Origin of the sequence: Lentzea nigeriaca (genome assembly GCF_016907955.1) — a bacterium.
In the GTDB taxonomy this organism is placed as follows: Bacteria; Actinomycetota; Actinomycetes; order Mycobacteriales; family Pseudonocardiaceae; genus Lentzea; species Lentzea nigeriaca.
This window is the reverse complement of sequence record NZ_JAFBCX010000013.1, coordinates 169,938-196,215: the sequence shown is the minus strand read 5'-3', so window position 1 is coordinate 196,215 and position 26,278 is coordinate 169,938. Positions and strand designations below refer to the sequence as shown.

The 26,278-nt window shown below is 67.9% G+C and carries 29 protein-coding genes and 2 pseudogenes; 22 read left to right on the top strand and 9 right to left on the bottom strand.

Annotated elements, in window-relative coordinates; translation table 11 throughout:
- Nucleotides 1–125: 125 nt before the first annotated feature.
- Nucleotides 126–1,133 carry an AraC family transcriptional regulator gene (locus tag JOD27_RS34360; protein WP_204766482.1) on the bottom strand — a complete coding sequence of 336 codons (1,008 nt, stop codon included), beginning with the start codon at nucleotides 1,131–1,133 and terminating at the stop codon, nucleotides 126–128.
- A 323-nt stretch (nucleotides 1,134–1,456) separates the two neighbouring features.
- Between JOD27_RS34360 and JOD27_RS34355 the strand changes: the two genes are divergently transcribed.
- From JOD27_RS34355 to JOD27_RS34325, 7 genes are all read left to right on the top strand, one after another.
- On the top strand, nucleotides 1,457–2,026 hold the full coding sequence (locus JOD27_RS34355) for a VOC family protein (protein ID WP_204766481.1): 570 nt from the start codon (nucleotides 1,457–1,459) through the stop codon (nucleotides 2,024–2,026).
- Between the two features lie 28 nt (nucleotides 2,027–2,054).
- Complete coding sequence (locus tag JOD27_RS34350) at nucleotides 2,055–2,594, top strand: flavin reductase family protein (RefSeq protein WP_307830490.1); 540 nt, start codon at nucleotides 2,055–2,057, stop codon at nucleotides 2,592–2,594.
- Nucleotides 2,591–3,769, top strand: a complete 1,179-nt coding sequence (locus tag JOD27_RS34345) for a CaiB/BaiF CoA transferase family protein (protein WP_204766479.1) — start codon at nucleotides 2,591–2,593, stop codon at nucleotides 3,767–3,769. Before JOD27_RS34350 ends, JOD27_RS34345 begins: the two co-directional genes overlap by 4 nt.
- Nucleotides 3,766–4,515 carry an alpha/beta hydrolase gene (locus JOD27_RS34340; RefSeq protein WP_204766478.1) on the top strand — a complete coding sequence of 250 codons (750 nt, stop codon included), beginning with the start codon at nucleotides 3,766–3,768 and terminating at the stop codon, nucleotides 4,513–4,515. Before JOD27_RS34345 ends, JOD27_RS34340 begins: the two co-directional genes overlap by 4 nt.
- Complete coding sequence (locus tag JOD27_RS34335) at nucleotides 4,512–5,297, top strand: alpha/beta fold hydrolase (protein WP_204766477.1); 786 nt, start codon at nucleotides 4,512–4,514, stop codon at nucleotides 5,295–5,297. The genes JOD27_RS34340 and JOD27_RS34335 overlap by 4 nt, the downstream gene beginning before the upstream one ends.
- A 45-nt stretch (nucleotides 5,298–5,342) precedes the next feature.
- Entirely contained in the window at nucleotides 5,343–6,560 is a 1,218-nt protein-coding gene (locus JOD27_RS34330) for an acyl-CoA dehydrogenase family protein (RefSeq protein WP_204766476.1), read from the top strand.
- A gap of 714 nt (nucleotides 6,561–7,274) precedes the next feature.
- Nucleotides 7,275–7,559 carry an ATP-binding protein gene (locus JOD27_RS34325; RefSeq protein WP_307830489.1) on the top strand — a complete coding sequence of 95 codons (285 nt, stop codon included), beginning with the start codon at nucleotides 7,275–7,277 and terminating at the stop codon, nucleotides 7,557–7,559.
- A 155-nt stretch (nucleotides 7,560–7,714) separates the two neighbouring features.
- On the opposite strand, the gene JOD27_RS45415 is transcribed toward JOD27_RS34325, so the two are convergent.
- Nucleotides 7,715–8,062, bottom strand: coding sequence for a hypothetical protein (locus JOD27_RS45415; RefSeq protein WP_239570171.1), 348 nt, complete (start codon nucleotides 8,060–8,062; stop codon nucleotides 7,715–7,717).
- A gap of 147 nt (nucleotides 8,063–8,209) precedes the next feature.
- Here JOD27_RS45415 and JOD27_RS34310 point away from each other — a divergent pair, with 147 nt between their 5' ends.
- The 4 genes from JOD27_RS34310 (at nucleotide 8,210) to JOD27_RS34295 (ending at nucleotide 10,137) form a co-directional block, all read left to right on the top strand.
- Nucleotides 8,210–8,626 carry a pyridoxamine 5'-phosphate oxidase family protein gene (locus tag JOD27_RS34310; RefSeq protein WP_204766474.1) on the top strand — a complete coding sequence of 139 codons (417 nt, stop codon included), beginning with the start codon at nucleotides 8,210–8,212 and terminating at the stop codon, nucleotides 8,624–8,626.
- 103 nt (nucleotides 8,627–8,729) lie between these two features.
- Nucleotides 8,730–8,915: a hypothetical protein gene (locus JOD27_RS34305; protein ID WP_204766473.1), complete on the top strand. Its 186-nt coding sequence runs from the start codon at nucleotides 8,730–8,732 to the stop codon at nucleotides 8,913–8,915.
- A gap of 236 nt (nucleotides 8,916–9,151) precedes the next feature.
- Nucleotides 9,152–9,421, top strand: a complete 270-nt coding sequence (locus JOD27_RS34300; protein WP_239570167.1) for a hypothetical protein — start codon at nucleotides 9,152–9,154, stop codon at nucleotides 9,419–9,421.
- Nucleotides 9,418–10,137, top strand: a complete 720-nt coding sequence (locus JOD27_RS34295; RefSeq protein ID WP_204766472.1) for a polysaccharide deacetylase family protein — start codon at nucleotides 9,418–9,420, stop codon at nucleotides 10,135–10,137. The genes JOD27_RS34300 and JOD27_RS34295 overlap by 4 nt, the downstream gene beginning before the upstream one ends.
- Nucleotide 10,138: 1 nt before the next feature.
- On the opposite strand, the gene JOD27_RS34290 is transcribed toward JOD27_RS34295, so the two are convergent.
- On the bottom strand, nucleotides 10,139–11,011 hold the full coding sequence (locus tag JOD27_RS34290; RefSeq protein WP_204766471.1) for an SDR family NAD(P)-dependent oxidoreductase: 873 nt from the start codon (nucleotides 11,009–11,011) through the stop codon (nucleotides 10,139–10,141).
- Nucleotides 11,011–11,736, bottom strand: a complete 726-nt coding sequence (locus tag JOD27_RS34285; protein WP_204766470.1) for an SDR family oxidoreductase — start codon at nucleotides 11,734–11,736, stop codon at nucleotides 11,011–11,013. The genes JOD27_RS34290 and JOD27_RS34285 overlap by 1 nt, the downstream gene beginning before the upstream one ends.
- 93 nt (nucleotides 11,737–11,829) lie before the next feature.
- On the opposite strand from JOD27_RS34285, the gene JOD27_RS34280 reads away from it, so the two are divergent.
- Entirely contained in the window at nucleotides 11,830–12,501 is a 672-nt protein-coding gene (locus JOD27_RS34280) for a TetR/AcrR family transcriptional regulator (RefSeq protein ID WP_204766469.1), read from the top strand.
- Nucleotides 12,502–12,504: 3 nt separating this feature from the next.
- Here JOD27_RS34280 and JOD27_RS34275 read toward each other — a convergent pair whose 3' ends face one another.
- Entirely contained in the window at nucleotides 12,505–13,251 is a 747-nt protein-coding gene (locus tag JOD27_RS34275; protein ID WP_204766468.1) for an NPP1 family protein, read from the bottom strand.
- Nucleotides 13,252–13,648: 397 nt separating this feature from the next.
- Here JOD27_RS34275 and JOD27_RS47400 point away from each other — a divergent pair.
- Both JOD27_RS47400 and argG read left to right on the top strand, forming a co-directional pair.
- Nucleotides 13,649–13,762, top strand: a pseudogene (locus tag JOD27_RS47400) (VOC family protein); the annotation flags it as partial.
- A 60-nt stretch (nucleotides 13,763–13,822) separates the two neighbouring features.
- Complete coding sequence (gene argG / locus JOD27_RS34265; RefSeq protein WP_204766467.1) at nucleotides 13,823–15,268, top strand: argininosuccinate synthase; 1,446 nt, start codon at nucleotides 13,823–13,825, stop codon at nucleotides 15,266–15,268.
- A gap of 171 nt (nucleotides 15,269–15,439) precedes the next feature.
- On the opposite strand, the gene JOD27_RS34260 is transcribed toward argG, so the two are convergent.
- A complete protein-coding gene (locus JOD27_RS34260) occupies nucleotides 15,440–15,730 on the bottom strand; it encodes a hypothetical protein (protein WP_204766466.1) in 291 nt (96 codons plus the stop codon).
- A gap of 240 nt (nucleotides 15,731–15,970) precedes the next feature.
- Between JOD27_RS34260 and JOD27_RS34255 the strand changes: the two genes are divergently transcribed.
- The 3 genes and pseudogenes from JOD27_RS34255 (at nucleotide 15,971) to JOD27_RS46255 (ending at nucleotide 17,464) form a co-directional block, all read left to right on the top strand.
- Nucleotides 15,971–16,639, top strand: coding sequence for a YwqG family protein (locus JOD27_RS34255; RefSeq protein ID WP_204766465.1), 669 nt, complete (start codon nucleotides 15,971–15,973; stop codon nucleotides 16,637–16,639).
- Nucleotides 16,640–16,661: 22 nt separating this feature from the next.
- Nucleotides 16,662–16,946 (top strand): annotated as a pseudogene (locus JOD27_RS47280) (phosphotransferase); the annotation flags it as partial.
- Between the two features lie 23 nt (nucleotides 16,947–16,969).
- Nucleotides 16,970–17,464, top strand: a complete 495-nt coding sequence (locus JOD27_RS46255) for a phosphotransferase (protein WP_275591872.1) — start codon at nucleotides 16,970–16,972, stop codon at nucleotides 17,462–17,464.
- Here JOD27_RS46255 and JOD27_RS34245 read toward each other — a convergent pair.
- A complete protein-coding gene (locus JOD27_RS34245; protein ID WP_204766463.1) occupies nucleotides 17,415–18,710 on the bottom strand; it encodes an MFS transporter in 1,296 nt (431 codons plus the stop codon). The genes JOD27_RS46255 and JOD27_RS34245 overlap by 50 nt on opposite strands.
- A gap of 82 nt (nucleotides 18,711–18,792) precedes the next feature.
- Here JOD27_RS34245 and JOD27_RS34240 point away from each other — a divergent pair, with 82 nt between their 5' ends.
- Nucleotides 18,793–19,701, top strand: a complete 909-nt coding sequence (locus JOD27_RS34240) for a LysR family transcriptional regulator (protein WP_204766462.1) — start codon at nucleotides 18,793–18,795, stop codon at nucleotides 19,699–19,701.
- On the opposite strand, the gene JOD27_RS34235 is transcribed toward JOD27_RS34240, so the two are convergent.
- A complete protein-coding gene (locus tag JOD27_RS34235; protein WP_204766461.1) occupies nucleotides 19,670–20,518 on the bottom strand; it encodes a LysR family transcriptional regulator in 849 nt (282 codons plus the stop codon). The genes JOD27_RS34240 and JOD27_RS34235 overlap by 32 nt on opposite strands.
- A gap of 68 nt (nucleotides 20,519–20,586) precedes the next feature.
- Here JOD27_RS34235 and JOD27_RS34230 point away from each other — a divergent pair, with 68 nt between their 5' ends.
- A complete protein-coding gene (locus JOD27_RS34230; RefSeq protein ID WP_239570164.1) occupies nucleotides 20,587–21,447 on the top strand; it encodes an EamA family transporter in 861 nt (286 codons plus the stop codon).
- A gap of 25 nt (nucleotides 21,448–21,472) precedes the next feature.
- Nucleotides 21,473–23,473 (top strand): neutral/alkaline ceramidase, encoded by a 2,001-nt coding sequence (locus JOD27_RS34225; RefSeq protein WP_204766460.1) that lies wholly within the window; start codon nucleotides 21,473–21,475, stop codon nucleotides 23,471–23,473.
- Here the strand turns inward: JOD27_RS34225 and JOD27_RS34220 are convergent.
- Nucleotides 23,460–24,518, bottom strand: a complete 1,059-nt coding sequence (locus tag JOD27_RS34220) for a saccharopine dehydrogenase NADP-binding domain-containing protein (protein WP_204766459.1) — start codon at nucleotides 24,516–24,518, stop codon at nucleotides 23,460–23,462. The genes JOD27_RS34225 and JOD27_RS34220 overlap by 14 nt on opposite strands.
- 89 nt (nucleotides 24,519–24,607) lie before the next feature.
- On the opposite strand from JOD27_RS34220, the gene JOD27_RS34215 reads away from it, so the two are divergent.
- Nucleotides 24,608–25,183, top strand: coding sequence for a TetR/AcrR family transcriptional regulator (locus tag JOD27_RS34215; RefSeq protein WP_204766458.1), 576 nt, complete (start codon nucleotides 24,608–24,610; stop codon nucleotides 25,181–25,183).
- Nucleotides 25,184–25,244: 61 nt separating this feature from the next.
- Nucleotides 25,245–26,177, top strand: coding sequence for an alpha/beta hydrolase (locus JOD27_RS34210; RefSeq protein WP_204766457.1), 933 nt, complete (start codon nucleotides 25,245–25,247; stop codon nucleotides 26,175–26,177).
- The last annotated feature ends 101 nt before the right edge of the window (nucleotides 26,178–26,278 follow it).

Genomic DNA, 26,278 nt, shown 5'->3' with positions numbered 1-26,278 from the left:
GTTGAACGCGTTCGAGATCGCCTTCGACGGCCGTCTGGCCATAGGCCGCAAGTAGTTTCCTTCAACCCGAGTTACACCGCTCGTTTGACAGACCCGGGCAGGGCGAAACGTGTCGTGGGCGGGCGTCAGCGAGCCAGGGTGGCAGAGGGGGATTCCCCGAAGCGCTCACGGTAGGCAGCGGCGAAGCGGCCCGTGTGGTTGAACCCGAACCGGAGCGCGACGTCGGTGACGGTCACGCCATTCCCTGGGTCGGAGCGCAGCAGTTCGTCGTGCGCTTGCTGTAGACGGCGCCGCCGGACATAGGACATCGGCGACATGCCAACATGCCTCTTGAACGCGTTGTGCAGCGATCGTGCGCTGAGGTCGGCGCAATCGGTCAGGTCGGCCAGCCGCAGTTGCGCACCGTCGCTGGCGTCGATGAAATCGATCACTCGCCGCACCACGCGAGAAGGTGGTAGCGGTTGGTCGGCGAACAACTTCTCGGTGTAGTTGTGCCGGTGCGCGAGTAGTAGCTGGGTGACCACCGACCCCGCGAGTTCCGCTGTGACGGGGCCGGGCTTCACACCGGCCGGCAGCGCGGAAATGACCTGGGCGAGGGTGGCGACGGCTCCGATGACTCCCTGACCGAGGTTTCGGATGTCCAACTCGGTGTCGAAAACGAGATCGTTGCCCAGTGGGCGTTGCAGCATGCGCTCCAGCGCATCGACAACCGCGGACTTGGTGAGCACCAGCATGACCTGCTCGGTGGTGGCCGTCCATCGCATCCGCACCGATTGGTCGTAGGACAGGACGGCCGCGTGTCCAGCGTCGATGTCCATCTTGTCGCCGTGTTCCTTGGTGACCGTGATGTGGCCGCTGCGGACGAGGCTGACGGTGACCAGGGGGATCGGCGGATCGCAGGTGATCTCCACCTCGACGCCGTAGCGGGAACGCAGCAAACCCACACTGCCCAGCGAGGCGTGTGCGATCTGCGCGAGGAATGGGGTACTGCGCTCCAGCACGGTGAACTGATGGGAGCAGCCCAGCAGGCCTTCGGTTCGCGATTGCGCGTCGTCCGGGTCGGGTGTCGCGAAGCGGTTCCAGTGCCCAAGCTGCCGCGGCCGAACGCCCGAGGCGACGAACTGCTCCGCCATGCCGTCACTCCTGCTCCACGTCGATGCACGAGGCATACCAAAGTCGCTGGTGAGGCATGCGCTGTCAAGGGGCGGGATCGGGGAACCCCTGCTCAGCGCTGACCCTGTGCCAGATCCGGATACGAGCGTCCAGAAGCGGACCGGCCTACCTGGTACCGGATGCAAGGCAGGCCGCCGGCGGCCGGTCCACTTCTGGCACGTGTGGCCCACGTTAGTGCCGGTAACGGATTGCCCAGCCGGGCCACTCCCAAGGACTGTGTGGGTACCGCCACACCGCGGGCACCGCATTCACCAAAATCGCCTCACGAGAAAGAACTTTGAAGATGACCGCACATGTCGAGAAGCCGGTTGCCGAACCATTCGAGCTGGTCGAACTTCCGGCTCGGCTGCACCACAACGCGTTCGTCACCAAGGACCAGGAAGCGACGCGTGCCTTCTACGAGGACATCATCGGCCTGCCGCTCGTTGCGACGTGGAAGGAATCCGACGAACTTTTCGGCAAGATGCGCACCTACTGCCACACGTTCTACGGTCTGGGCGATGGCAGTGCGCTCGCCTTCTTCCAGTTCGCCGACGCTGGTGATCAAGAACAGTTCGGCCCCGAGATGCCGTTTTCGCCTTTCCAGCACATCGCGTTGAAGGTGACAAAAGAGGTGCAGGACCGGCTGGTCCAGAAGCTGGACGCAGCGGGGTGGAACCCTGACCAGACATATGTCCTGGAACACGGCTACTGCCGGTCGCTGTACACCGCCGACCCCAACGGCCTGCTGCTGGAGTTCACCGTCGACGCCGAGGGCGTTGAAGCGACCGACGCGCAGCGGCGAGGTACCGCCCGCGCCGATCTCGCCTCATGGCTGGCGGGCGATCACACCTCCAACAACCACTGGCGCTGACCAGTCGCGCCCGAGGAAAGACCAAGAAATGGATGCCGGCCGTCTCCGGAGCGGGCTCACTCCACGCGCATTCCGGCAAGTGATGCGGTCCTTGCCCACGACCGTGACCGTCGCGGCGGCGATACAGGAGAACGGACCGGTCGGGATGCTGGTCGGCTCCTTCGCCTACGTCTCGTCGGACCCCATGCTGGTGGGATTCTTCGGTGACCACCGTTCCAGGACACTGAGCCGACTGCTTGATGAACCAGCCTGGAGCTTCAACGTCCTGAACAGCGACCACTACTCAGTCGTGGACGCGTTCCGGGGGCCAGTCGAACAGCGGTTCGCGCGACTGACCTGGACGCGCTCCGCCCGCGATCTACCCCTGATCCGCGATTGCCTGGTGAGTATCGAGGCCGTCCGCCACTCGATCCTTCCGGCGGGCGATCACACGCTGGTGCTGGCCGAGGTCGTCGACGTTCATTGGCCAGGCGAGAGCGTGGAGCCACTGCTGTACCACAACGGCACGACGACGACGGTGCACCGCGAGTGCCGAAGCGAACCGGCCACGACCGGAGCACCACGATGACGGGCCGGCCCCTGGACGGCATCGTGGTCGCGGACTTCTCCAGGATCCTGGCCGGACCCTATGCCACCATGTTGCTCGCGGACCTGGGCGCCGACGTGATCAAGGTCGAAGGTCCCGCCGGCGATGACACGCGTACGTGGGTTCCGCCGGTCCGGCCCGATGGGGTGTCGACGTACTACTCGGCGATCAATCGCAACAAGCGGTCGATCGTGCTGAACTTCAACCAGCCGGATGATCTGGCTCTGGCACATCAACTCACTGCGCGTGCCGACGTGGTGATCGAGAATTTCAAACCTGGCGGCCTGCGCCGTTTCGCGCTCGACTACGAGTCGGTGCAGGCCCGCAACTCTGCTGTCATCTACTGCTCCATCAGCGGATTCGGCACTGCGGACGGAGCTTCGCTGCCCGGTTACGACCTGATCGTCCAGGCCGTGTCAGGGCTGATGAGCCTGACCGGCGACCGGCACGGACCCGCCTACCGGGCCGGGATCAGCGTCTTCGACGTCATGGCGGGACTGCACTCGGCGATCGGCATCCTCGCGGCGTTGCGACACCGCGAGGCGAGCGATCGCTACTCGGGCCAGCACATCGAGACCAGCCTGCTGGCCTCGGCGCTGAGTGGACTGGTGAACCAGACCTCGGCGGTAGTCGCCGGGGGAGTCACCCCGACCCGGATGGGAAACGCGCACCCGAGCCTGTTTCCCTACGAGCCGCTGCCGACCGCCGATGACGACCTCGTCGTGGCGGCCGGCAACGACACCCAGTTCCGGAAGCTGGCCGAAGTGCTCGGGATCCCGGAGATCGCCGACGACGAGCGCTTCCGGACCAACGCGGACCGGACAGCCCGGCGCGACGAACTGCGGCCACTGCTCGTCGAACGGTTGGCCGGCCAGCCGGCCGCGTCGTGGTTCGACCAGCTCACTCGCGCAGGTGTGCCCGCCGGACCGATCAACACGGTCACCCAAGGCGTGGAGTACGCGGAGAAACTCGGTCTGCGACCGGTGGTGCGAATCGGGTCGGGCCAGGACGCCGTGCCTGGGATACGCAACCCCCTCGCCTTCTCCGGCTACCAGCCGCGCTACGAGTTGCCGCCTCCCCGTCTCGGGGAGCACTCCGATGAGATCCGGGCCTGGCTCGCTTCCCTCGGCGACGACACCGATGGGGGAGACCGATGACCGGACCAGCGGCACAGGATCCGGCCCAGGCATCTGAACCGTCGGTTGTGTTCGTGCACGGCGCCTACCACGAGGGATCGTGCTGGTCCCTGGTCAGAGACCGACTCGCCCAGGCCGGGATCGCCAGCCAGGCCGTGGACCTGCCCTTCGACTCGTTCACCAACGACTGCACCGCTGTCCGGTCCGCGGTGGCGGCGGCCAAGGCGAACGGTCCGGTTCTGCTCGTCGGACACAGCTACAGCGGCCTGATCATCTCGGCCGCCGGCCATGAGGCAGACGGCCTGCTTTATGTGACCGCGCGGATGCCCGCAGCGGATGAGATCCCCGCCGACGCATGGACCCGGCCGCGCTTCCGTGCGGCGATCACCGCTGCCCCGAACGGAGACACAATGCTGACCCCGTCAGCAGCCGACCTGCTCTACAACACCACGCACCCGGACCTGCGGCGGTCGGCGCAGCAGGCATGGCGACCCATGCGCAGTGAAGTGCCCCGCCATCCGATCCCGGACCCGGCATGGACCCGCATCTGGACATGTTATGTGGCATGCACCCAGGACCGTGTGGTCAGCGTTTCCGCGCAACGGGCCGTCGCGGTCCGCGCCGACAACACCATCGAGCTCAACTGCGACCACTCACCATTCTTCTCCGCTCCCGGCGAACTCGCCGCCGTCGTGGAGCGGGCCGTCTTCGCGATACGCACCAACCCATTTCGCAGGCACTCCGGTACACAAACGAGGTCCCGATGACATCTCCCACCGCTCAGATCACCGCGCGACGGTTGGAACTCGCCGACGGAACGGTCAGCTACTTCCACACTGGTCAAGGCCGTCCGACGCTGTTCCTGCACTCGGCAGGCGAGGCGGCGCGCTGGCTGCCCGTGCACGATCGACTGTCCGCCGTCGCCGAGCTGATCGCACCTGACCATCCGGGATTCGGCCGCACCACTGTCTTCCCGGCGTTGGAGTCGGTGAGCGACCTCGCCCGCCACTACGTCACGTTCCTGGACGAACTCAGCCTTGATCGTGTCGATGTCGTCGGTGTCTCGTTCGGCGGCTGGGTTGCCGCGGAACTGGCAGCACACGCGCCTTCCCGGGTGGCGAAAATGGTGTTGATGGCGCCGGTCGGGCTGCACGTGCCCGGCAATCCGGTCGCGAACCTGTTCGCCATGAGCTCCGAACAGGTCATCCGCTCCCTGTTCCACAACCAGGCGATCGCGGACGCGATTCTCGCCATGCCACCTGCCAAGAATGACATCGTCGCCTATTACCGCGACTTCTCCGCCCTCGCCCGCTTCGGATTCCCGGATCTGAGCAGTGCGCAGCTTGAAGGACGTCTCGCGGGCATCACCGCGCCCGCCCGCGTGATCGCGGCGGGCAATGACCGCGTCGTCCCGCGAGAGCACTGCGACCGGTACGCCGCAGCCATTCCCGGCGCCGAGCTCGTCTCCGTCGATGACTGCGGACACGCCCTGTACGGCGAACGCCCCGACGAAGTCGCCACGGCCGTCATCGCGCACCTCGCCAACTGATCTCTCTGCGGAGCTATGCGGACAATCGTGCACAATTCTTAGGAAGTGAAAACCGGCATGACAACGACATTTGCCCCTTTCTCGAACCTCGCCACTGCCGAGCGCGCCGGCTTCATGCTGACACGCGCCGAGCAACTTCGACCGCTGCTCCGGGAACACGCCGGTGCCAATGAGGAATCCGGACAGCTCACCGCCCCTGTGCTCGCGGCGCTGCACGAACAAGGTTTCTTCGGGATGTGGACCCCGGCCGACCTCGGCGGAGCCGAACTCGACCCGATCACCTCACTGAACGTCCTTCAGTCTCTGGCTGAGGCGGACCCCTCGGTCGCTTGGGTCCTGATGGCGACCTCGCTGGCGACCGGCACCGCGGGCGGCTACCTGGCCGACAGCGCGGTCCAGCAGGTCTTCCAGGGCGATCGCTTCCCGGTCATCGCCGGTCAGGGCACCCGCCCCGGACGCGCCGTACGCGACGGCGACGGCTACCGGCTGTCCGGCGAATGGAGCTTCGGCTCAGGCATCAAGCACGCCAACTGGATCCACACGCTTGGCGTGGTCGAGGGCACCGGCGAGGCGCTCATCTTCATTGTGCCGGTGGAGAAAGCGACGCTGATCGACAACTGGGACGTGATGGGCCTGCGGGCGACCGGCAGCATCGACTACACCATCGACAACCTGTTCGTGCCGGCCGAGTTCACCCACCCCGCCACCACCGAAGCCCCGCTGCGCGGCGGATCGTTGCTCCGCCTCGGCATCATCCACCTGGCCATCATCGGACACTCGGCGTGGGCGCTGGGGCTCTCCCGCTCCATGCTCGACGAACTCGGCCAACTGGTGCGCGGCAAGGCGGGACGGGCGGGCAGCGTCGCCGACAGCACGAACTTCCTGGCTACGTACGGCAAAGCCGAGGCCCAATGGCACGCCGCGCACAGCCTCGTGCACCGCGCCTGGCAGGACATCACCGCCAGCCTCAACACCGGGAACCAGCCCAGCCACCAGCAGAAGACATTGGCCCGGCTGGCGCTGTACAACGCGACCTGGACCGCCGAGTCGATCAGCACCACCGTCTACCACGCGGCCGGCACGACCGCGCTACGCAGCGGATCACTCCAGCGCAACTACCGTGACATGCACGCCGGCACCCAGCACATCACCTCCAGCCCCTCAGTGATCGAGGCATGCGGACGGTCGCTGGCCGGACTCGTCCCGGACAGCGACTGGCTACTCATGCAACTCGTCCCCACGGCCGATCGCCCGACCTCGTAACCGGTGTACGACCGGCGCCGCTGGCTGTCACCTTCCGCTGGACCCCTTCAAGAGGGCATCCAGTTCCTCGACGCGTGAAGTGTTTCCGCCGGTTCGGTGCAGGCGATGGCTGCGACTACGTTCGCGGTCATACCTGAGGTTCCCCCGGTAGCTCAGAAACTGCCCCACACTCCCACCGGAGTTGTGGACGTCCGCCGATGTGCGAGAGGCGGTCGAGCACGACGCGCCTGGTGCCATCGTGGCCGTGGTACGCCGCGCGCGCCTGAAGCAAGCAGAACTCGCCGCGATGGCTCGGCTGTGGAAGTCCGCGATCACCCGTATCGAAGCCGGCGGAGCGCGCAGATTTGACCTCAGGGTGGTGCGGGTCCTGCAGAAGTTGCCCGGCATTCCGTCCCACCTGCTCGGCCTCGCCGAACAAACCCTGATGGCAGGAGCGGACTCCCGCACAACAGCTGCTCGACAACGCCGATGCCGGAAAGCTCCCGCGCACGGCCAACACAGTGGCGTTTGACGGACCGACGCAGGTGTCGTTGTGCGCAACTGGCGGCTTGGGGCACGACCTCGGCAACGACCATCGAACACCCGGAGTCGGCAAGACCATGCTTGCCAGCGCACTCGCCCGCGGCGCCGATCTCGCAACGCGGTGTCACCAGGCCGCGGTCGAGGGCCGCCGGGGCAACCTGCATGCGGTTCTGCGCCGGACCCGAACTGCTCGTGATCGACGAGCTGGACTATCTGCCGCTGCCCTGCGACGGCGCCTCAGCCCTGTTCCAGGTGATCAGCCAGCGCTATCTGAAGAGCTCCACGATCCTCGCCACGAACGTCGGAATTGCTGACTGGGCAACAGCCTTCGGTGACGCCACCGTCGTCGCCGCGATGCTCGACAGGCTCATGCGCCACGCCACCGTCGTGGCCATCGACGGCCCCTCTTACCGGCTGCGCCCGCACCAGTCCACATCAGACAAGCTGCGCAAGCTGGTGAACTCCCATGCAGGCTGACACCTGATTATCAAGACCTGCCCTATCTGTCTCGTAGTTGTGCGTAGCGGCGGACAACCAGTACCCGGTGTGCATCGTCTTGCAGCACCGCGTTGAGGGCGAGCGTATGGTTCGCTGCTGGCAGAAAGGCGGAGATCCGCCAGGTCAGCCGTTCGTCATGCCGGACGAAACAGGGTTTGATGGAGACCTTGGTGCCGCGTGGCCGTGGTTGACGAGCGTACACAATGATGGTGGCGGCGTGCACGACGGGTGTGATGTCCGGACCTGGTCGGGTTGACGGCTGGATGATCGAGCGGGTCATCGAGATTCACCTGCGTCGGTTGGTGCCTCGGGGCGGGACGTCCTTGGGTGTCGCGCATGGTGATGCCGCGTTCGAGGAGGCGTTTGCGCACTGTGTCGGCGGTGACGTCCACATGGTTGCCGGTGCGGGCGAGTGGCCAGCCCTGTTCGTAGAGGCGTTCGGCATTGTCGATCTGGTCGTCGGACAGGCTCTGGCGTTGCATGGGTACGTCGCGGTATCTGGTCGCGGGACTGGTAAAGCCGATGCTCGTGGTAGCGCAGTTGGTAGATCGCTACGGCAGTGGTCGTCTGCGATTTGATCAGGCGGAGGGTGTCGCGTGACGGGATCCGCATCCTGGCACAATGGATCTGTGTCTGATGCTCCGTTGCCAGAAGCCGCCCTGGCCTTTCTCCGTAAGCCGAACCCTGCCGTCATGGCGACGGTCACTGCGAAGGGCCGCCCCGTATCGGTAGCGACCTGGTACCTCATCGAAGATGATGGACGTCTCATGCTGTGCATGAACGCCGACCGCGCCCGCCTGAAGCACCTGCAGAATAACGGCCATGTGTCGCTGACTGTGCTTGGAGCGGATGATTTCGGTACGCATGTCTCTGTCCAGGGACACGTCGTGTCGATCAAGCCTGATGAGGGACTCGCCGACATCGATCGACTCTCGAGGCACTTCCTCGGCAAGGACTACTCTGCCAGGGAGAACCCGCTAGTGACGGTCCACGTAGCGATCGATCGATGGTTCGGTTGGTCCGGAGGTCGTCCCCTTCAGTACTGACGCAAGGTCTCACAGCACTTGCGTGCACCCAAGTCGGGAAGCGCGCGGTGAGATACATCGACACATCGAGCGGCTCGGAGGTGTTGCGAGCTGCGGAGACAGCATGCTTGCGCGCGCCAGCCAGTACATGCTGGCGTACCCCTTGAGCTGGCATGTCAGCACGTGCGAAGACATCCCCATGCCGCTTGCGCGCCATGGCTTCATCGAACAGCGTTTCAGCTCAACGAGTTCATCCTCGACATGCCTGTCGTCGTCGGTGCAGGCGGTGACGAGCACGCTGCGCTATTGAACGCGATCTTGACGATGTAGCCGGACCCGTTCGGGTTGGACGCTGCTTCGGCCCTGGTGATTTGCGTTCCGTCGTTCTTCGACGGTGCGTGCTCCGATGATGTAGCGCTCGGCGAAGGTGCGGCTGTCAGTCGGGTACAGCCGCACCTGGTCCTCGAAAGGGGTGATCAGTTCACGGATGCGGGCCCGGAGCCGCTTCATCTCCGCTGTGGGCGACCGGGCGACGCTCCAGGTTCCATGGTCCCGTTGGCGGCACGGCGGAATGTCATGGTGCGCGGGTTCGACGTCGGCTCGCTGGCTCGCGGCACCGTGTTCACTTTGGACAGCGGGGAGGGGCCGGTGCGGTTCGAGGCGCACCGGCCCGCTCACCCGTGTGCGTGGATGGACGTCGCGGTCGCGCCGGGGGCGTTCAAGGCGTTGCGTGGGAAGGGCGGCATGCGGTGCGTGCCGCTCGATGACGGGGTGCTGCGCGTCGGGAAAGCGGTGTTGGCCATAGTGGGCGCATGAAGTGGTTGCGCCGCAAGCCGACGATTATCGCCGCAGTCAGTCTCGTCGTGGTGCTCGTGGCCGCGGCAACACTCTGGAACATCAGCAGCGCCCGCACCTTCCAGTTCTTCGGTGAGCTCGTCCACCGGGTCGACACCCACGAGAAGATCGTGGCGCTGACCTTCGACGACGGCCCGGACCCGGCAGGCACCCAGCAGGTGCTCGACACCCTCGCCGAAAACCAGGTCCAGGCCACGTTCTTCCTGATGGGCCGTGACCTCGAGAAGCACCCCGACCTGGGCAGGAAGATCGCGCAAGCCGGCCACGAGATCGGCAACCACACCTACAACCACCCGCGGATGGTCGGCGTGTTGCCCAGTACCGTCGCCAAAGAGGTCGAGGACACCGACGCCCAGATCAGGAAAACCGGCTACCAGGGCGACATCCACTTCCGGCCGCCCCACGGCAGGAAGCTCTTCTCGTTGCCGCACTACCTCAGCGAGCACCACCGCAAGACGATCATGTGGGACGTGGAACCGGACTCCGAAGGCACGCCCACCGCACAACAGATCGAGCAGGAGACGCTCGAGAAGACCAAGCCCGGCTCGATCATCCTGCTGCACCCCATGTACCAGTCCAGGGATCAGACCCGGCAGGCGCTCAAGCCGATCATCACCAAGCTCAAGGAGCGCGGTTTCCGCTTCGTCACCGTCTCCGCGCTCCTGAACCGGGCCTAAGTCAGATCAGGTCGGCCAGCTCCACCCGGCGCAGGAACTCGCTGCGCACCCGGTCCGCCACCATGTTCACGACCTCGGCACCGTCGTCGGACGGGTCGACGTGCACGCGGAACGGCGGTTTCGCGGTGTCGACCGCGGACACGATCGCGTCGGCGACGGCCGACACGGAGGCCCACGGCGGCTCCAGCTCGGCCAGGCGAGCGCCGACCTGGTCCATCAGGCCGGGGTAGAACTCCTCGTAGGCGGACGCCACGTCGGTGTCGGCGGGCGAGCCGCTGTGGGTGAAGTGGTTGGTGCCGTGGGTGAACGCGCCCGGCACGACGATCGTGGTCTCGATGCCGAACCGGAGCAGCTCGGCGCGGTACGACACGGCGACCGCGTCCATCGCCGCCTTGGCCGCGAAGTACGGGGCCAGGTACGGGGGAGTGCCGCCGCGCGTCGACGAGGAACCCACCCACACGACGTGGCCGGATCGCTGACGCCGCAGGTGCGGCAGTGCGGCGCGGTTGACCCGTTGCGTGCCGAGGACGTTCACGTCGTACAGGGCCGCGTACTGCTCCGGTGTGAAGGCCTCGGCCGGGCCGGTGACCATGTGTCCCGCGTTGTGCACGACGACGTCCAGGCGGCCTTGCTCGGCGATGATCAGCTCGATGGCCGCGTCGGCCGAGTCCTGCGACTGCACGTCGAGCTCGACGGCGTGCACGTCGGCCCCGTTCTCGGCACCGAAAGCGCCCAACTCGGCGACCGCCGGTGCGTTGCGGCCCGCTGTTTGCCTCATGCCCGCGTAGACGGTGTGGCCCGCGCGGGCGAGCGCGCGCACCGCCAGCGCTCCGAAGCCGCTGGACGCTCCCGTGACGACGATGACCTTGCCCATCAGATGATGCCTCCGTTCGCACGAACGACCTGACCGTTGATCCAGCGGGCCGGCCCCGCCAGGAAGGAGACGACCTCGGCGATGTCCTCCGGGGAGCCGATTCGCTCCAGCGGGGCCTGCTTCGCGAGGTTGTCGATCGTCGCCTCGTCCTTGCCCTCCAGGAACAGGGCGGTGGCGGTGGGGCCGGGGGCGATGGCGTTCACGGTGATGTCACGGCCGCGCAGCTCGCGGGCGAGGACCAGGGTGAGCGCCTCGACGCCGCCCTTCGACATGGCGTAGGCGCCGTACTGCGGGAAACGCAGGCCCACGACCGATGACGAGATGTTGATGATGGCGCCGCCGTCGCGCAGCTTCCGGGCCGCCTGCTGGGACACGACGAACGTGCCACGGGCGTTGGTGCGCATGATGCGGTCGAAGACTTCGAGGTCCATGTCCGAGACCGTGCCCAACGGCATGATGCCCGCGGAGTTCACGACGACGTCCACGCCGCCGAACGTCTCCGCAGCCAGGTCGAACGCGGCGCCGAGAGCCACCTCGTCGGCCACGTCCGCCTGGGCGGCGATGGCCTGGCCGCCGGCGGCCTTGATCTCCTCGACCGCCTTGTCGGCTTCGACCTTGTTGCCGGCGTAGACGATGACGACGGCCAGGCCGTCCGCCGCGAGTCGCTCGGCGGCGGCCCGCCCGATACCCCTCGATCCACCGGTGACGATCGCAACGCGTGTCATAACAGTGCTCCTAGCTGCTGTTTCCGTCGTTAACGCAATCAACGTAGCACTGATATCGAATCAGCGCTACCTCTGATGTGTTATCGTCGTTACATGGACACGAGAGAGCGGTTGGTGAAGGCCGCGGCCGAGCTGCTGATCGAGGGCGGCAAGGAGGCTGTCTCCACGCGCGCGGTGGCGTCGGCGGCGGGTGTGCAGGCGCCCACGCTGTACCGGCTGTTCGGGGACAAGGACGGTCTGCTGGATGCCGTCGCGGCCTACGGTTTCGCCGACTACCTCGCGACCAAGCACGCGATGGGCGCGAGCGACAACCCGGTCGACGACCTGCGTCGCGGGTGGGAGCTGCACATCGGGTTCGGCCTCGCGCGGCCCGCGTTCTACCTGCTGATGTACGGCGAGCCGCGCAAGCGCGAGGCGCGGCTGGAGGCGGACGCCATGCTTCGCGAGATCATCAGCCGCATCGCGGCGGTGGGCCGGTTGACGGTGCCGGTCGAGCAGGCCGCGCAGTTCGTGCACGCCGCGGGCACGGGGGTCGTTCTGTCGCTGATCGCGACACCGGAACCCGAACGCGACCTGGAGCTGATCACGTTCTCGCGCGAGCAGGTGATCAGGGCGATCACGACGGACGCCTCGCCGGACGAGCCGACGGACATCCCGAGCCGCGCGATCGCGTTGAAGGCGGCGCTGGAGGAGGACCCGCCCCTGATGCTGTCTCCGGCGGAACGGGCCCTCCTGGCCGAATGGCTCGACCGCGTGGCCAAGTGAGCCTCAGGCGTTGGGGTCGAACGGGATCCCGGCGGGCTTGGCGATGCCGAGGTTGTGGCTGAACGCGCTGTCCTTGATCGCCAGCGATGCTTTGCCGAAGTTCGCGTTCACCAGGATGTCGCGCACCCCGGCAGGGAAACGGTCCCAGCTCACCAGGCCGGGGTACTGGTAGACCCCGTAGTGGTTTTCGGCGACCTCGTTGAAGCCCGCGAGGCGGAAGCAGTGCGTGCTGGCGCCGTCCTTGTGGTAGATGATCTTGGCGTGGGTGCCTTCCCATGCCACTTTGTCGCGTGAGTAGGTGCTGTACTTGCCGTGCGCGGACGTCGAGACGTACTGCGCCACGTCGTTCTGCACCCAGATGATCACGTGCTCGATGTCGTGGCGGTGGCCGCAGCAGTCCCAGCCCGGCACGGCCTGGTCCTTCTCGAAGTACAGGTCGTACAGGTAGGCGCACCAGCTGTTGTTGCACTTGGAGCGGCTGTAGGAGTTGGTGTTGTCCAGGTCGGAACGGTCGTGGCACTGGCCGTTGAGCGCGCCCGAGTTCTTCAGGCCCGTCGCCACCTGACCGGTCGGCGAGATCGCCGGGGTCGGGTAGCAGCCGTCGCCGTCGTAGTCGAACGCCGGCTGCCACTTGCCGTCCTCCGCCGCGAAGCTGGCGGGGATGGCCTGCGGCGGATCGGCGAGTGCGACGCCGGGGAGCAGGGCGGTGATCAGGAGCGCGCCGGTCAGCGCGGGCAGGAACTTCCTCAACAGTGGCCTCTATTCCGTGAGCAGGGTGCGGTGAGGCTTGCGAGGCAGAAGGTGGTACATGAACGCTGTTCACGTCTAGCCGGTTTGCCGAATCTTTGCCTAGACGCTGCGGCTGAGCGGAAACAGCCGATGACCGGCACGCTGCGAGGTGTGGTTCCCAGAACCGCGCAGCACCAGTAATGGTTCGCCTCGCCGGAGCAGAAAACCGGAGCCGGGCGATCGGTCTGCGGCTCGCGATCGCCTACCACGGGAGGGACGCCGAGAGCGTCGAACGGCTCCTGCCCGAGGACACGGCGAGGTCCGGCTGGTGGTGGGCTCGCTGGGGAACGGTCTGGTCGCGCTCAACCAGTTCTACCCGCCCGGCCCACCGGCGCGCACCGGTCCGCCTGCCGAGCGGGCGAGGGTGTTCTTCGAGGTGGTGCAGCGCGTCGGTGGCTACCGCGGGTTCGGCGTCGTCAACGCCCCCGTCCGGATGGCGGCGCACCGCGAGGTGCGGCAGGGTGCCCGCTGAGTCACAACTAACAGGCACCCCGGCGTGCATGCTCATACATCGTCGTGCATAATTCTCTACGTGTCCAAGGTGCTCACTTCACTTCCCGCCGGCGAACGCGTCGGCATCGCCTTCTCCGGTGGTCTCGACACCTCTGTCGCGGTCGCGTGGATGCGTGAGAAGGGCGCGGTGCCGTGCACGTACACCGCGGACATCGGTCAGTACGACGAGCCTGAGATCGACACGGTTCCCGGCCGCGCCGGCACGTACGGTGCCGAGATCGCGCGCCTCGTGGACTGCCGGTCGGCTCTCGTCGAGGAGGGTCTCGCCGCGCTCGCGTGCGGCGCGTTTCACATCCGCTCCGGTGGCCGCGCGTACTTCAACACCACCCCGCTCGGGCGCGCGGTCACGGGCACGATGCTCGTGCGCGCCATGCTCGACGACGACGTCCAGATCTGGGGCGACGGCTCCACCTACAAGGGCAACGACATCGAGCGGTTCTACCGCTACGGCCTGCTCGCGAACCCGTCGCTGCGGATCTACAAGCCGTGGCTCGACGCCGCGTTCGTGACCGAGCTCGGCGGCCGCAAGGAGATGTCCGAGTGGCTGCTGGAGCGCGGCCTTCCCTACCGCGCCAGCACCGAGAAGGCGTACTCGACCGACGCGAACATCTGGGGCGCGACGCACGAGGCCAAGTCGCTCGAGCTGCTCAACGAGGGCATCGAGATCGTCGAGCCGATCATGGGCGTGAAGTTCTGGGACCCGTCGGTCGAGATCGCGACCGAGGACGTGACGATCGGCTTCGACCAGGGCCGCCCGGTCACGATCAACGGCAAGGAGTTCGGCAGCGCCGTCGACCTCGTGCTGGAGGCCAACGCCATCGGCGGCCGCCACGGTCTGGGCATGTCCGACCAGATCGAGAACCGGATCATCGAGGCCAAGAGCCGCGGCATCTACGAGGCGCCCGGCATGGCGTTGCTCTACATCGCCTACGACCGCCTCGTGAATGCGATCCACAACGAGGACACCGTCGCCGCCTACCACAACGAGGGCCGCAAGCTCGGCCGGTTGCTGTACGAGGGCCGCTGGCTCGACCCGCAGGCGCTGATGATGCGCGAGTCGCTGCAGCGCTGGGTCGGCTCCGCGGTCACCGGTGAGGTCACGCTGCGGCTGCGGCGCGGCGACGACTACTCGATCCTCGACACGTCCGGCCCGGCGTTCAGCTACCACCCGGACAAGCTGTCGATGGAGCGCACCGAGGACTCGGCGTTCGGCCCCGTCGACCGCATCGGCCAGCTGACCATGCGCAACCTCGACATCGCGGACTCGCGCGCCAAGCTGGAGCTCTTCGCGAGCCTCGGCATGGTCGGCACCCGCCAGTCGGCGCTCATCTCGGCCCAGGCCGAGCCGACGAAGCTGATCGGCGAGGTTCCGGACGGCGGCGCCGAGGCCATCGCCTCGCGCGGTGAGGTGTCGGCGGCCGACGCGCTGCTCGACGCCGCGGCGATCGAGTCGGGAACGGACTGATTTCGCTGCTCCCGGCCCCGTTCGCGGGGCCGGGAGCCAGTGGTGCGACTCGGAACGTCGGCGAGGTGATTCACGCTCGGCAGGGCACCTCGCGGCACAGCCCCCACGCTTCTGACCGCAAGTTCACCGGCAACATTCCGCCGCACACCACTGGCCCGTTTCTCGTGTCGATCATGGGGGGAGCTCCCTTTCCCCGACGGCACCGATGCGCTCCAGGTCCTCATGTGCCCGTTGGAGCACACCGATGATGAGACCGACCACCTCGGACCGTGCGTGCAGCTCTTCTGGCGTTCGTCGGCCGTCACGGACGTTCTCGCTGACGTTCCCGAACCGGCGCTGTTCGAGCCGCAGTACCGCACCCGGCCGTGCGTGCTGCACCCGTGCCGGATCGTCGAGTACCCGATGGGCGACGAACAGCCTGTAGGCGCGGGGGGACTGGCCGCCGGTCGCGAACGGCAGCAAGGTCGGCGGCTGGGCCTTCTGGTGCCAGACCTCGCCCTTCGGCCTGGGATGCCCCTCCTGCGGAGCCGACCGGCGCCTTCTGCTAGCTCTTTACACCCACGAGGAACCCGAGAAGGAGCTGTGCTCCTGCGAGATCGCCGAACAGGCGGTCGTCGGGTGGGAGTTCGGCAGGGAGGGCGCATTGAACGTGTTCGCGTGCACGGAGGACGTCCGGCATCCGATCAAGCTGCGCATCGACTGATGGGCGAGCAGGACTGGGCGAGGCCCGCGGTGCTGCTGAACCCGCTGGAAGGCGATCCGACGGACGCCGACAGCCACATCGGCGGCCCGATGCTGTGGCCGATCGACGAGCCGTGGCCGCACTGCGACGGCGACGGTGAGCCGTTCGTCGGCGCTCTGCAGCTGTATCGGCGCGACTTCCCGGAGTTGCCGTTTCCTGACGGCACGGATGTGCTCCAGGTGTTCCTGTGCACCCTCGACCACGAGGTCCCCGACGCCTACGGCCCGGACGTGCGGCTGGTGTGGCGTGACTCCACGAGGGTGTTCGAGCTGATCGAGGAGGAACCGGAGCCCTCGGAGCAGGAGGAGTTCTACGTCCCCACGGTCAACGTCCTCGAGCCGATCCGGTACACCGAGTACCCGCACGCGTACGAGCGTCCGGAGGAACTGCGGGACCTGCCGACGACCTCGGAAGGTACGAAGATCGGCGGCTGGACCGCGTGGCACGCCTCCGGCCCGCTGACGTTCGTGTGCCCGGAGTGCTCCGCGGTGCAGCGCCAGACCCTCTCGCTCGGCACGTACGAGCCGTCCGGCGACAACGTCGAGTGGGTGTTCGGGAGCGAGGGAAATCTGAACGTCTTCCTGTGCTCACAGGACGTGCGGCACCCGGTCAAGGTGCACATTGACTGATCTCCCTCAGATCGCCGACGCGATGGGCCTTCTGCCCGGTGCGCTGGTCGATTCCGGTGGCGACTTCCTGGTGCTGCACGCCCTGGACGCCGATGGTGCCGCGTGGATCCTGCGGCAGCCACGGCGAGGATGGGTGCTGCGGCGCATGGGCCCCGAGCGCGCGTTGCTCGACCTGGTGGCGGATCGCGTGCCGGTTCCGGTGCCGCGCTGGCGTCCGGACATCGCGGACATCGCCGTCTACCGCGCTCTTCCGGGGGAACACCCGGACGATCCGGGCGACGAGTACTTCTCCGACGTCGCACGGTTTCTCGCCGCGCTGACGCCATCCCGATGGAGGACGCCGCGCGGACCGGTGTCGAGGTGCGTCTGCCAGGCGAGATCCGTTCCACCATCGCCCGCAAGATCCACCGGTCGCGGGGTGAGCTCGGGTTGTCCGACGAACTGTGGCGCTACTGGCAGGGGTGGCTCGACGACGACTCGACGTGGCCGCCGCGGTCGGTCGTCGCGCACACGGACATCAGTCCGGCGAACACGTTGGTGGTCGACGGAAAGCTCTCCGGCGTGATCGACTGGACCGACTCGCTGGTGGGCGACCCGGCCGCCGACTTCCGCCGCCTCGTCAAGCAGTTCGGGCGGCTCGACTCGCTGGTCGACGCCTACGCGCGCCACGGCGGGCTCGTCTGGCCGGGCATGCGGCGCTACATCGAGGAACGCGTCCGGATGGCGCCGGTCGACTCCGGGCTGTACGGCATCGACTCGGGCCAGGACCGGTACGTCAGGACCGCCGTGGAGCGGCTAGCACAGCTACACCCGCCAGGAGCATGAGCAGGATGGCGGCGAACCACGTCATCACGGTCGTCGCAGCGAAGTACCGCGTGGCGAGCCCGATCGACAGCGACGGCAAGCTCAGCCCGAGGTAGGCGATGAAGAACAGGCCTGCCAACGCCTCGCCGCGCTTCTCGGGGGCCGCCATCCTCACCACGGCCCCGATGGCCGCCTTGAACTGCACGCCCGCGCCGACCCCGGCGATCGCGCCGCCGACGAGGAACAGCGGGAAGCCGGCCGCGTCCATGCCCGCGACGACCAGCAGCACACCGATCGCCTGCGCGCCAAGGCCGACCGTGCGCTGAACGGGCACCGGCAGTCCGCTCGTGAGGGTCTGGGCGAGGGCAGCGCCACCGAACACGATGAAGACGACGAGCCCGGCCAGCGTCCGCGACGGGTGGTGCAGCTCGCCCGCCACGAAGCCCGGCGAAACGGACGTGAAGACGCCGAACACCGCGAACGCCGAGAACGCGCCCATTCCGGCGACGAGATGGCCTGCGCTGATCCGTTGTGGATGGTAGCGGACCTGTTGGCGCGTAACCGTTTCCGGGGTCAACGCCACGGCGATGACGCTCACGACGAGCAGCACGGCCAGCACGACGTAGGGGGTGCTCAACGGCGAGGACGCGTACTGCGCCAGCACCCCGGCGAGCAGCGCGCCGACGCCCAGTCCGCCGATGTTCGCGGCGGTCGAGACGATCTCGAAGCGCTGCGAGGAGGCGCCGGGACGGTGGCGGGTGTGCAGGTCGTGCAGGTACGCGGTGGCGGTGGCGGCGATCATGCCGACGCCGAGGCCGTTGACCACGCGGGCCAGGATCAGGACGGGCAGTGCCGTGCTGCTGAGGAACAGCAGCGCGGACACGATCTCCAGGCCGAGGGCGGGCAGGAGGATCGCCTTGCGGCCCAGCCAGTCCGAGACGTGGCCAGCCAGGACGAGGCTGATGACCACGCCCACCGCGAACGCCGCGAACACGACCGTGATGGCGAAGGTGGAGAAGCCTTCGCGGGCCACGTAGAGGGGGAAGAGCGGAGACGGGACGGTCGAGTAGGCCATCGCGACGAGAAAGGTGGCGGCGACGACCCAGAAACCGACGCCGTGGCGCCTGCTGGAGGTGGCCTGTGTCCTGTTGGCCGTGCGGGTGCGGGTGTTGGGTGCCGTCATGGTCATGGCGACCGTGGTGGTGACGGGTGCGGTGGTGCTGGTGGGCGCGGTGGTATCGATCAGCGGAGTGAGGTCCAGGGACATGCCCTCACCTTCCGCGCCCGCGATCATCACGTCCAACGAAAGTTGACGCTAGTGATCATCACTTTCTGAGATACTTGCACGTGTGGACCTCCGTCAGCTGGAGTACTTCGTCGCGGTCGCCGAGGAAGGCACCTTCACCCGAGCCGCCGCCCGCGTGCACGTCGTCCAGTCCGCCGTCTCGGCCGCCATCAAGACGCTCGAACGCGAGCTCGGCGCCACCCTGCTGGACCGCAACTCCAAACGGGTCCTGCTGACCGACGCCGGCGAGGCGCTCCTGCCGAAGGCCCAGGCCGCGCTGGACGCCGTCACCGCGGCGAAGGACGCGGTGGCCCAGGTCAAGGGCGGACTGAGAGGCACGGTCAAGCTCGGCACGCTCACCGCGATGACCCTGATCGACCTGCCGGCGCTGCTCGGCGAGTTCCACCGCAGGCATCCCGGTGTGCTGGTGCGCACGAGTGCCGCCACCTCGGGTTCGCAGGGCCTCGTCGAGCAGTTGCTGGACCGCAGGCTCGACCTCGCCTTCGTGTCGCTGCCGGGCGAGGCGCCCGCCGGGATCGTCCTCGACGAGCTCGCGCACTCCACAATGGACCTGGTCGTGCCAAAGAACCATCCGTTGGCCACCAAAGAAGAAGTGTCCATAGGTGATCTCGCTGGACTGGACTTCATCGACTCGCCGGTGGGCTACGGCAACCGGGCCGTGGTGGACCGGGCGTTCGCGCAGGCCGCGGTGCCGAGACGGGTGACCCTGGAGATGGCGGACATCTTCACCGGTGTCGACTACGTCCGGCACGGCCTCGGCGTCGCGCTCCTTCCGAACTACATCCTCGGGAACGCCCAAGGAGTGACGACCCTGAAAGTCACCGGAGCGGATCTGAGGTGGCCGCTTGGACTCGCTCGGCCTGCCGACCGCGCCCCGACCGCGGCGGCCAGGGCGTTGATCGCGGTGGTGCAGGAGATCGTCACGCGCGATAAGCGTCGCACGCCAGCGTGATCAGGTCGTTCACATACCGCGGCGGGTCGTCCTTCCACCACGCGAGCCACACCGCGATCGGCGGCGCGTCCTTCACCGCGCGGTAGGCCACGCCGGGGCGCGGGTTCAGGCTCGCGGTGGCCTCGGACGTCATGCCGACGGCCTGGCCCGCCGCGATCAGCGTCAGCCATTCGTCGACGCCGTGGGTGTTGCGCACGACCGCGGGTGCGGCGCCCGGTTTCCAGAGGTCCAAAGTGGTCGTCCCGGTCCGGTCGTCGACCGCGATGCCGTACCGCGAGAAGTCGGCCAAGGACAAGGAACGCTTGCGCGCCAACGGGTTGTCCGTCGCGACGACGCCGTAGCGGCGTTCGGTGCCGAGCAACGCCGTTTCGAAGCGCGGGTCGTCGAGGGCCCTGCGCACGACCGCGACGTCGGCGGTGCCCTCGGCGAGGCCCGCGGTGAGCGAGTTCGACTGGACGAACACCAGCGGCAGGCCGGGATGCGTCGCGGCCCAGGCCTTCTGGACGCGCCGGGTGTGCTTGCCCAGCGCCGACCAGGCGTAACCGATGCGGAGCTCGGTCTGCGTGGCCGATGCGATCCGGTACAGGTGCGCGACCTCGTCCAGCACCCGCCGCGCGCCGGCGAGCACCTGCGTGCCGGTCACCGTCAGGGCCACGTGTCGCGTCGACCGTTGCAGGAGTCGTACGCCCAACGAGGCTTCCAGCGCGGCGACGGCTCGTGACACCGACGCCTGGGTGAGGTCGAGTTCCCTTGCCGCGTCGGTGAACGTGCCCGCGTCGACCACCGCGACGAACGCCCGCAGCTGCCGCAGATCCATGCGTCCAGCGTATAGCCAGATCGGCTCATGCATTTCTCGTATCAACGCCGACACCGCAGGCTGGGCGCATGAAGAGCCTCCGTGGATTCGCGACGATGACGGCGAGCGCGGCCAGCAGCCAGCTCGGTGCCGCGGTGGGCGCTCACGCGTTCGCCGCGATCGGCCCGGCCGGTGTCGTGGCGGTGCGGCAGTTCGTGGCCGCGGCGGTGTTGCTGCCCGTCGCCCGGCCCGACCCGCGAAGATTCACGTGGGCGCAGTGGTGGCCGACGATCGCGCTCGGTCTGGTGTTCGCCACCATGAACCTCACCCTCTACACGGCGGTCGACCGGATCGGGCTGGGGCTCGCGGTCACGCTGGAGGTGCTCGGGCCGCTCGCGGTCGCGCTGGGCGGCTCGCGCACGAAGAAGGACGTCCTGTTCGTGCTGATCGCGGCCGTCGGTGTCTACGTGCTGGTGCTGCCGGGGCCGAGCAGCGACTACCTCGGCATCGGCGCCGGGCTGCTCGCCGCGATGTGCTGGGCCGCGTACATCCTGCTCAACCGCGTGGTCGGCCGCCGGTTGCCCGGCCTGCAGGCGCCGGCGGCGGCGACGAGCGTGTCCGCGCTGCTCTACGTCCCGGTCGCGGTCTTGCTGGTGGTGGAAGGCCGGCTGACCGGAACGGCGGTGCTCTACGCGGTCGGCGCCGGGGTCTTCTGCAGCGTGGTGCCCTACGCGGCCGACGTGATCGCGCTCCGGCGGGTGCCGCCGCGGTTCTTCGGGCTGGCGATGAGCGTGCACCCGGTGCTCGCCGCGCTCGCGGGGCTGTTGCTGCTGGGGGAGCAGCTCGCACTGCACCATTGGGCGGGAATCTTGCTCGTCGTGACCACCAATGCACTGGCAGTCACTTGCTCTGAGTGGCCTGGATCACCTACCGTTCAGCGCGAAATGTGAATCCCCTTCACTTAGTGGGGTGTCCATGCGCACCGCAGTCATGACGGTCGTCGCCGCTTTGGCAGGAGCCGTGCTGGTCAGTGGGCCGTTCGCGTGGGCGGAACCCGAGCCGTACCTGGTCGGCAGGGGCATCTCGGACGTCACCGGCCCGGCCGCCGAGAACGGCATGATGGGCTACTCCAAGTTCGACCAGAAGACGACGGGCATCGCCCAGCGGCTGCGGTCGCGGGCGTACGTCGTGGTCGACCGGGCCACGAACAAGCGCGTCGCGTACGTCAACGCCGACCTCGCGATGATCTTCCGCGCGGTCCAGGAGGGGGTGCTCGCCAAGCTGCAGGCCAAGTACGGCACCACCTACACACGCGAGAACCTGCTGCTGTCCGCCACGCACACGCACAGCGGCCCCGGCGGCTACTCGCACAACCTCGCCTACAACCTCTCGATCCTCGGTATGCAGCCGCAGGCACTCGAGGCCGTGGTCGACGGCATCACCGAGTCGATCGTCGAGGCGCACGAGGACCTCAAGCCGGGCTCGATCAGCCTCGGGTTCGGCGAGCTGACGAACGCCAGCGTCAACCGGTCGCGCGTCGCGTTCGACCTCAACCCGGACAAGGGTTTCTTCCCGCAGGGCATCGACCCGCAGATGACCGTGCTGAAGTTCAGGCAGTCCGGCAACGACGTCGGCGCGATCAGCTGGTTCGCCACCCACAACACGTCGGTGACCAACGCCAACACGCTGATCAGCCCCGACAACAAGGGTTACGCGGCCTACCAATGGGAGCACGACGAGAAGGGCGTGCGGTACCTGGACAACACCGCGGGCTTCGTGGCGGCGTTCCCGAACACCAACGCGGGCGACATGTCGCCGAACCTCAACCTCAAGCCCGGTTCCGGCCCCACCGAGAACGAGTGGGAGAACACCCGCATCATCGGTGAGCGCCAGAACCGCAAGGCGCAGGAGATCTACAACGGCCCGCAGCAGGCCGTGAACGGCGGCGTCGACTACCGCATGCGGTTCGTGGACATGTCGGCCGTGCAGGTCGAGGGCCGCTTCACCACCACCGGTCAGCCCGGCACCACGTGCCCCGGAGTCGTCGGCGCCTCGACGTTCGCGGGCAGCGTCGAGGACGGCCCGGCGATCCCCGGCTTCTCCGAGGGCATGCAGTCACCGTTGAAGAAGCTGTTCGAGCCGCTCGACATCGAGGTGCCCGAGTGGCTGAAGTCGTGCCAGTACCCGAAGGCCTCCTTGGTGCCAACGGGTCTGGTCGCCGCGACGCCGAACGTGCTGCCGCTGCAGATCGTCCGCATTGGACAGTTGCACCTCGTCGCCGTCCCGGGTGAGGTGACGATCACCGCGGGTCTGCGCATCCGCAGGGCCGTCGCCGGCGAGCTCGGCGTGCCAGTGCAGAACGTGCTGATCCAGGGCTACGCCAACGACTACAGCCAGTACGTCACAACGCCGGAGGAGTACGACTCGCAGCAGTACGAGGGCGGCTCCACGCTGTTTGGCCGCAACACCACGCCCGCGTACCAGCAGGAGTTCGGCAAGCTGGCCGCGTCGATGAGGAACGGCACGCCGCTGCCCGCCGATCCGGCGCCGGGCAAGCCGCCGTTCACCGACATCAACCTGCAGACCGGTGTCGTCCTCGACGACAAGCCGGCCGACAAGAAGTACGGGGACGTCCTGTCCGCGCCCAAGTCGTCCTACACGCGCGGTGAGACCGTGACGGCCGTATTCGTCACCGGGCACCCGAAGAACAATCTGCACCGCAACCACACCTTCCTGGAGGTGCAGCGGCAGGTGAACGGTCAGTGGACGCGCGTGGCCGACGACGGTGACTGGTCCACGCGCTACAAGTGGGAACGGGTCGGCATCGCGTTCTCGAATGCCACGATCACCTGGCAGATCCCGGCCGACACGCCCGCGGGCACGTACCGGATCGTGCACCACGGCGACGAGAAGTCCGGCTGGACCGGCAAGATCACCGGCTTCACGGGCGCGACGGCGGCGTTCACGGTCGGGTGATGATCCGGCCGCCCGCCGCGGTGGCGAGATCGGGGCCGAAGGCGGCCGCGGGCGTGTGCGCGCCGGGTTTGCCTTCGCCCCTGGCAAGCCGTGCCGCGATCTCGGTGGCCACCGCAGCGGTGAAGTCCATGGCCTCACCGGTCCGCAGCCATCCCTCCCGGCTCGTGCCGTCCGGCCAAGTGACCACGGCGTGGCCCCACGAGTGCGTCCTGGGCCTCGGCGCGGCCTTGACCTGTGTGCCGGCCAACCGGCGGATCGCGAAGCGGCGCAACGGTTCCAGCCTCAGCAGCCGTCCGGTGAGCGGCAGCACGGCACGTACCACGGGCGAGGCAGGCATCATCGCGGTGGTGGCGGTGACGTCCGGAGCGCCGCTCGCGCGCCGAGCGGCCAGCAGTTCGGCCGAGGGTGCCTCGGAGGACGCTGCCTGCTCGCCGTCGGGCAGGGTGATCAGCTGCGCGCCTGCGCCGAGGCGTGACCTCACGAGCCTGCCGTTGCGGTACCGACGGCCGCCGGTGACCAGCACGTCGATGATCGAGGCGGCGAGGGCGGTGCCCAGCAGGCCGTCGTCCACGGCCACCGACGCCAGGGCGTCCACCCGCACTTCGGCGGGAACCGGACGGCCCTCGCACAGCGCCGCCACGACGGCTTCCGTCGCGAGGACACCGAAACCGGCGCCGGTGACGAGGGTGCTGCCCGCCGCCGCGGCCTCGTCGTGCAGGTCGAGCAGCCGGGGCACGGCGGTCAGGTCCGCGGCCTGGTCGAGGTAGTGACCGCCTCCGCGCAGGCAGGCGCGAGCGATCACCGTCGCGGACTCGGCGTAGTTGCCGATGGTGTTGATGACGACGGCCGGTCGTTCCCGCTCGATCGCCGCCGCGATGCGCTCGGCCGTGTCGGCGATGATCACTGGCAGGCCGGTGTTCGCGGCCATCTCGCGAAGGCGCCCGCTTTCCCTGCCCACCAGCACGACGTCGTCGCCCCGGTCGAGCAGGCGCGCGGTGACGGCGCTGCCGACGCGGCCGGTGGCGCCGAGGACCCAGATGCTCATGGTGTACTCCCGCAGTGATGTCTCAGTGTGTCATCACTGACGTTAGCACGGTGACGGCACACTGAGACATCACTTTGCTAGGGTGTGCTGTGGCCAGGTGGGATCCGGGAACCGAAGATCGACTCAGGCGAGCGGCGCTGGAGCTGTTCACCGAACACGGCTACGACAACGTGACGGTGGCGCAGATCGCCGAGCGTGCGGGGATCACCCGTCGCTCCTACTTCCGGTACTTCCCGGACAAGCGCGAGGTCCTGTTCGCCGGTGCCGAACTGCTGCCCCCGGCGATCGCCGAGGCGGTGCGCGACTCGGCCGAGCAGTCCGTGCCGGCCATCGCCCTCGACGCCGCCCGCAGGGTCGGTGCCGCGCTCGTGACCCGCGTCGACCGGTCGCCCGAGCGGCTGGCCGTGATCGAGTCGAGTCCCGAGCTGCGGGAGCGTGAGCGCACCAAGCATGCCGCGATCACGGCTGCCTTGTGTGACGCGCTGGTGGACCGTGGCGCGGCAGCGGGGGAGGCCCGCCTCGTGGCGCGGCTGGTCGCGATCTGCCTGCAGGAGGCGGTCGAGCGCTGGATCGGCACGGGCCAGGACTTCTTGTCCTGTCTGGACGTTGCCGTCGCGGCGGTCCGCTCGACCGCGGATCTATTCCCGTCCTCGGTGAGGCCGTGATTACGTTGTGCGCGATTTAATCGCGCGCTAGCTTTATGGCATCCGACGTAAAGGAGCAGTCATGAAGCGCCCAGTTCTCGAGCCCGCCGCCGCCGAGTTCGCCGCCGCCACCGCCCAGCCGCCGTTCCTGTTCGAGATCCCGCCCGCCGAGGGGCGCAAGGCCGTCGACGAGGTCCAGTCGGGTGTCGTCGACAAGCCCGAGATCGACGAGCAATGGGTCGAGCTCGACGGCTTCAAGGTCCGCGTGGTGAAACCCGCCGGTGCCACCGGTGTGCTGCCGGTCGTCCTCTACATCCACGGCGCGGGCTGGGTTTTCGGCAACGCCCACACCCACGACCGCCTCGTCCGCGAACTCGCCGTCGGCGCCGGTGCCGCGGTCGTCTTCCCGGACTACTCGCTCTCGCCCGAGGCCCGCTACCCGGTCGCGATCAACCAGAACTACGCCGCTGCACAGTGGATCCTGAGCAACGGCGCCGACTACGGCCTCGACGCGACGCGCATCGCGGTCGCCGGCGACTCGGTCGGCGGCAACATGGCGGCGGCGTTGACGTTGCAGGCCAAGGAACGTGGCGACGTCTCGCTGAAGGCCCAGGTCCTCTTCTATCCGGTGACCGACGCGTCCTTCGACACCGACTCGTACCTCCAGTTCGCCGAGGGCTACTTCCTGCGCCGCGACGCCATGCAGTGGTTCTGGGACCAGTACACGACGAACCCGGCGGAACGCGCCGAGATCACCGCCTCTCCGTTGCGTGCCACCAAGGACCAGCTGGCCGGTCTCCCGCAGGCGCTGGTGATCACGGCAGAGGCCGACGTGCTGCGCGACGAGGGCGAGGCCTACGCCGACAAGCTGCGCGAGGCGGGCGTGCCCGTCACCGCCGTCCGGTACGCGGGCGCGATCCACGACTTCGTGATGCTGAACGCGTTGCGCGGCACGCACGCCGCCGAGGCCGCGATCAACCAGGCGACCGCGTTCCTCCGCGAGGCCCTCGGCTGAGTCAGAGATCCGGGAGCTGGTCTCGCTGGTCCCACCAGGCCCGACCGGCGTCCGGTGTCCAGCGCGACCCCGACCCTGGTCTTGGGCTGGCGGTAGATGAA

Coding starts and splice junctions, on each gene's coding strand:
- JOD27_RS34230 (WP_239570164.1), top strand. CDS start 20,587: ATGAAGAGCCTCCGTGGATTCGCGACGATGACGGCGAGCGCGGCCAGC.
- JOD27_RS34210 (WP_204766457.1), top strand. CDS start 25,245: ATGAAGCGCCCAGTTCTCGAGCCCGCCGCCGCCGAGTTCGCCGCCGCC.
- JOD27_RS34300 (WP_239570167.1), top strand. CDS start 9,152: ATGGTCCCGTTGGCGGCACGGCGGAATGTCATGGTGCGCGGGTTCGAC.
- JOD27_RS45415 (WP_239570171.1), bottom strand. CDS start 8,062: ATGCAACGCCAGAGCCTGTCCGACGACCAGATCGACAATGCCGAACGC.
- JOD27_RS34280 (WP_204766469.1), top strand. CDS start 11,830: ATGGACACGAGAGAGCGGTTGGTGAAGGCCGCGGCCGAGCTGCTGATC.
- JOD27_RS34350 (WP_307830490.1), top strand. CDS start 2,055: ATGGATGCCGGCCGTCTCCGGAGCGGGCTCACTCCACGCGCATTCCGG.
- JOD27_RS34335 (WP_204766477.1), top strand. CDS start 4,512: ATGACATCTCCCACCGCTCAGATCACCGCGCGACGGTTGGAACTCGCC.
- JOD27_RS34345 (WP_204766479.1), top strand. CDS start 2,591: ATGACGGGCCGGCCCCTGGACGGCATCGTGGTCGCGGACTTCTCCAGG.
- JOD27_RS34305 (WP_204766473.1), top strand. CDS start 8,730: ATGCTTGCGCGCGCCAGCCAGTACATGCTGGCGTACCCCTTGAGCTGG.
- JOD27_RS34355 (WP_204766481.1), top strand. CDS start 1,457: ATGACCGCACATGTCGAGAAGCCGGTTGCCGAACCATTCGAGCTGGTC.
- JOD27_RS34360 (WP_204766482.1), bottom strand. CDS start 1,133: ATGGCGGAGCAGTTCGTCGCCTCGGGCGTTCGGCCGCGGCAGCTTGGG.
- JOD27_RS34245 (WP_204766463.1), bottom strand. CDS start 18,710: ATGTCCCTGGACCTCACTCCGCTGATCGATACCACCGCGCCCACCAGC.
- JOD27_RS34295 (WP_204766472.1), top strand. CDS start 9,418: ATGAAGTGGTTGCGCCGCAAGCCGACGATTATCGCCGCAGTCAGTCTC.
- JOD27_RS34225 (WP_204766460.1), top strand. CDS start 21,473: ATGCGCACCGCAGTCATGACGGTCGTCGCCGCTTTGGCAGGAGCCGTG.
- JOD27_RS46255 (WP_275591872.1), top strand. CDS start 16,970: ATGGAGGACGCCGCGCGGACCGGTGTCGAGGTGCGTCTGCCAGGCGAG.
- JOD27_RS34340 (WP_204766478.1), top strand. CDS start 3,766: ATGACCGGACCAGCGGCACAGGATCCGGCCCAGGCATCTGAACCGTCG.
- JOD27_RS34220 (WP_204766459.1), bottom strand. CDS start 24,518: ATGAGCATCTGGGTCCTCGGCGCCACCGGCCGCGTCGGCAGCGCCGTC.
- JOD27_RS34290 (WP_204766471.1), bottom strand. CDS start 11,011: ATGGGCAAGGTCATCGTCGTCACGGGAGCGTCCAGCGGCTTCGGAGCG.
- JOD27_RS34285 (WP_204766470.1), bottom strand. CDS start 11,736: ATGACACGCGTTGCGATCGTCACCGGTGGATCGAGGGGTATCGGGCGG.
- JOD27_RS34255 (WP_204766465.1), top strand. CDS start 15,971: ATGGGCGAGCAGGACTGGGCGAGGCCCGCGGTGCTGCTGAACCCGCTG.
- JOD27_RS34235 (WP_204766461.1), bottom strand. CDS start 20,518: ATGGATCTGCGGCAGCTGCGGGCGTTCGTCGCGGTGGTCGACGCGGGC.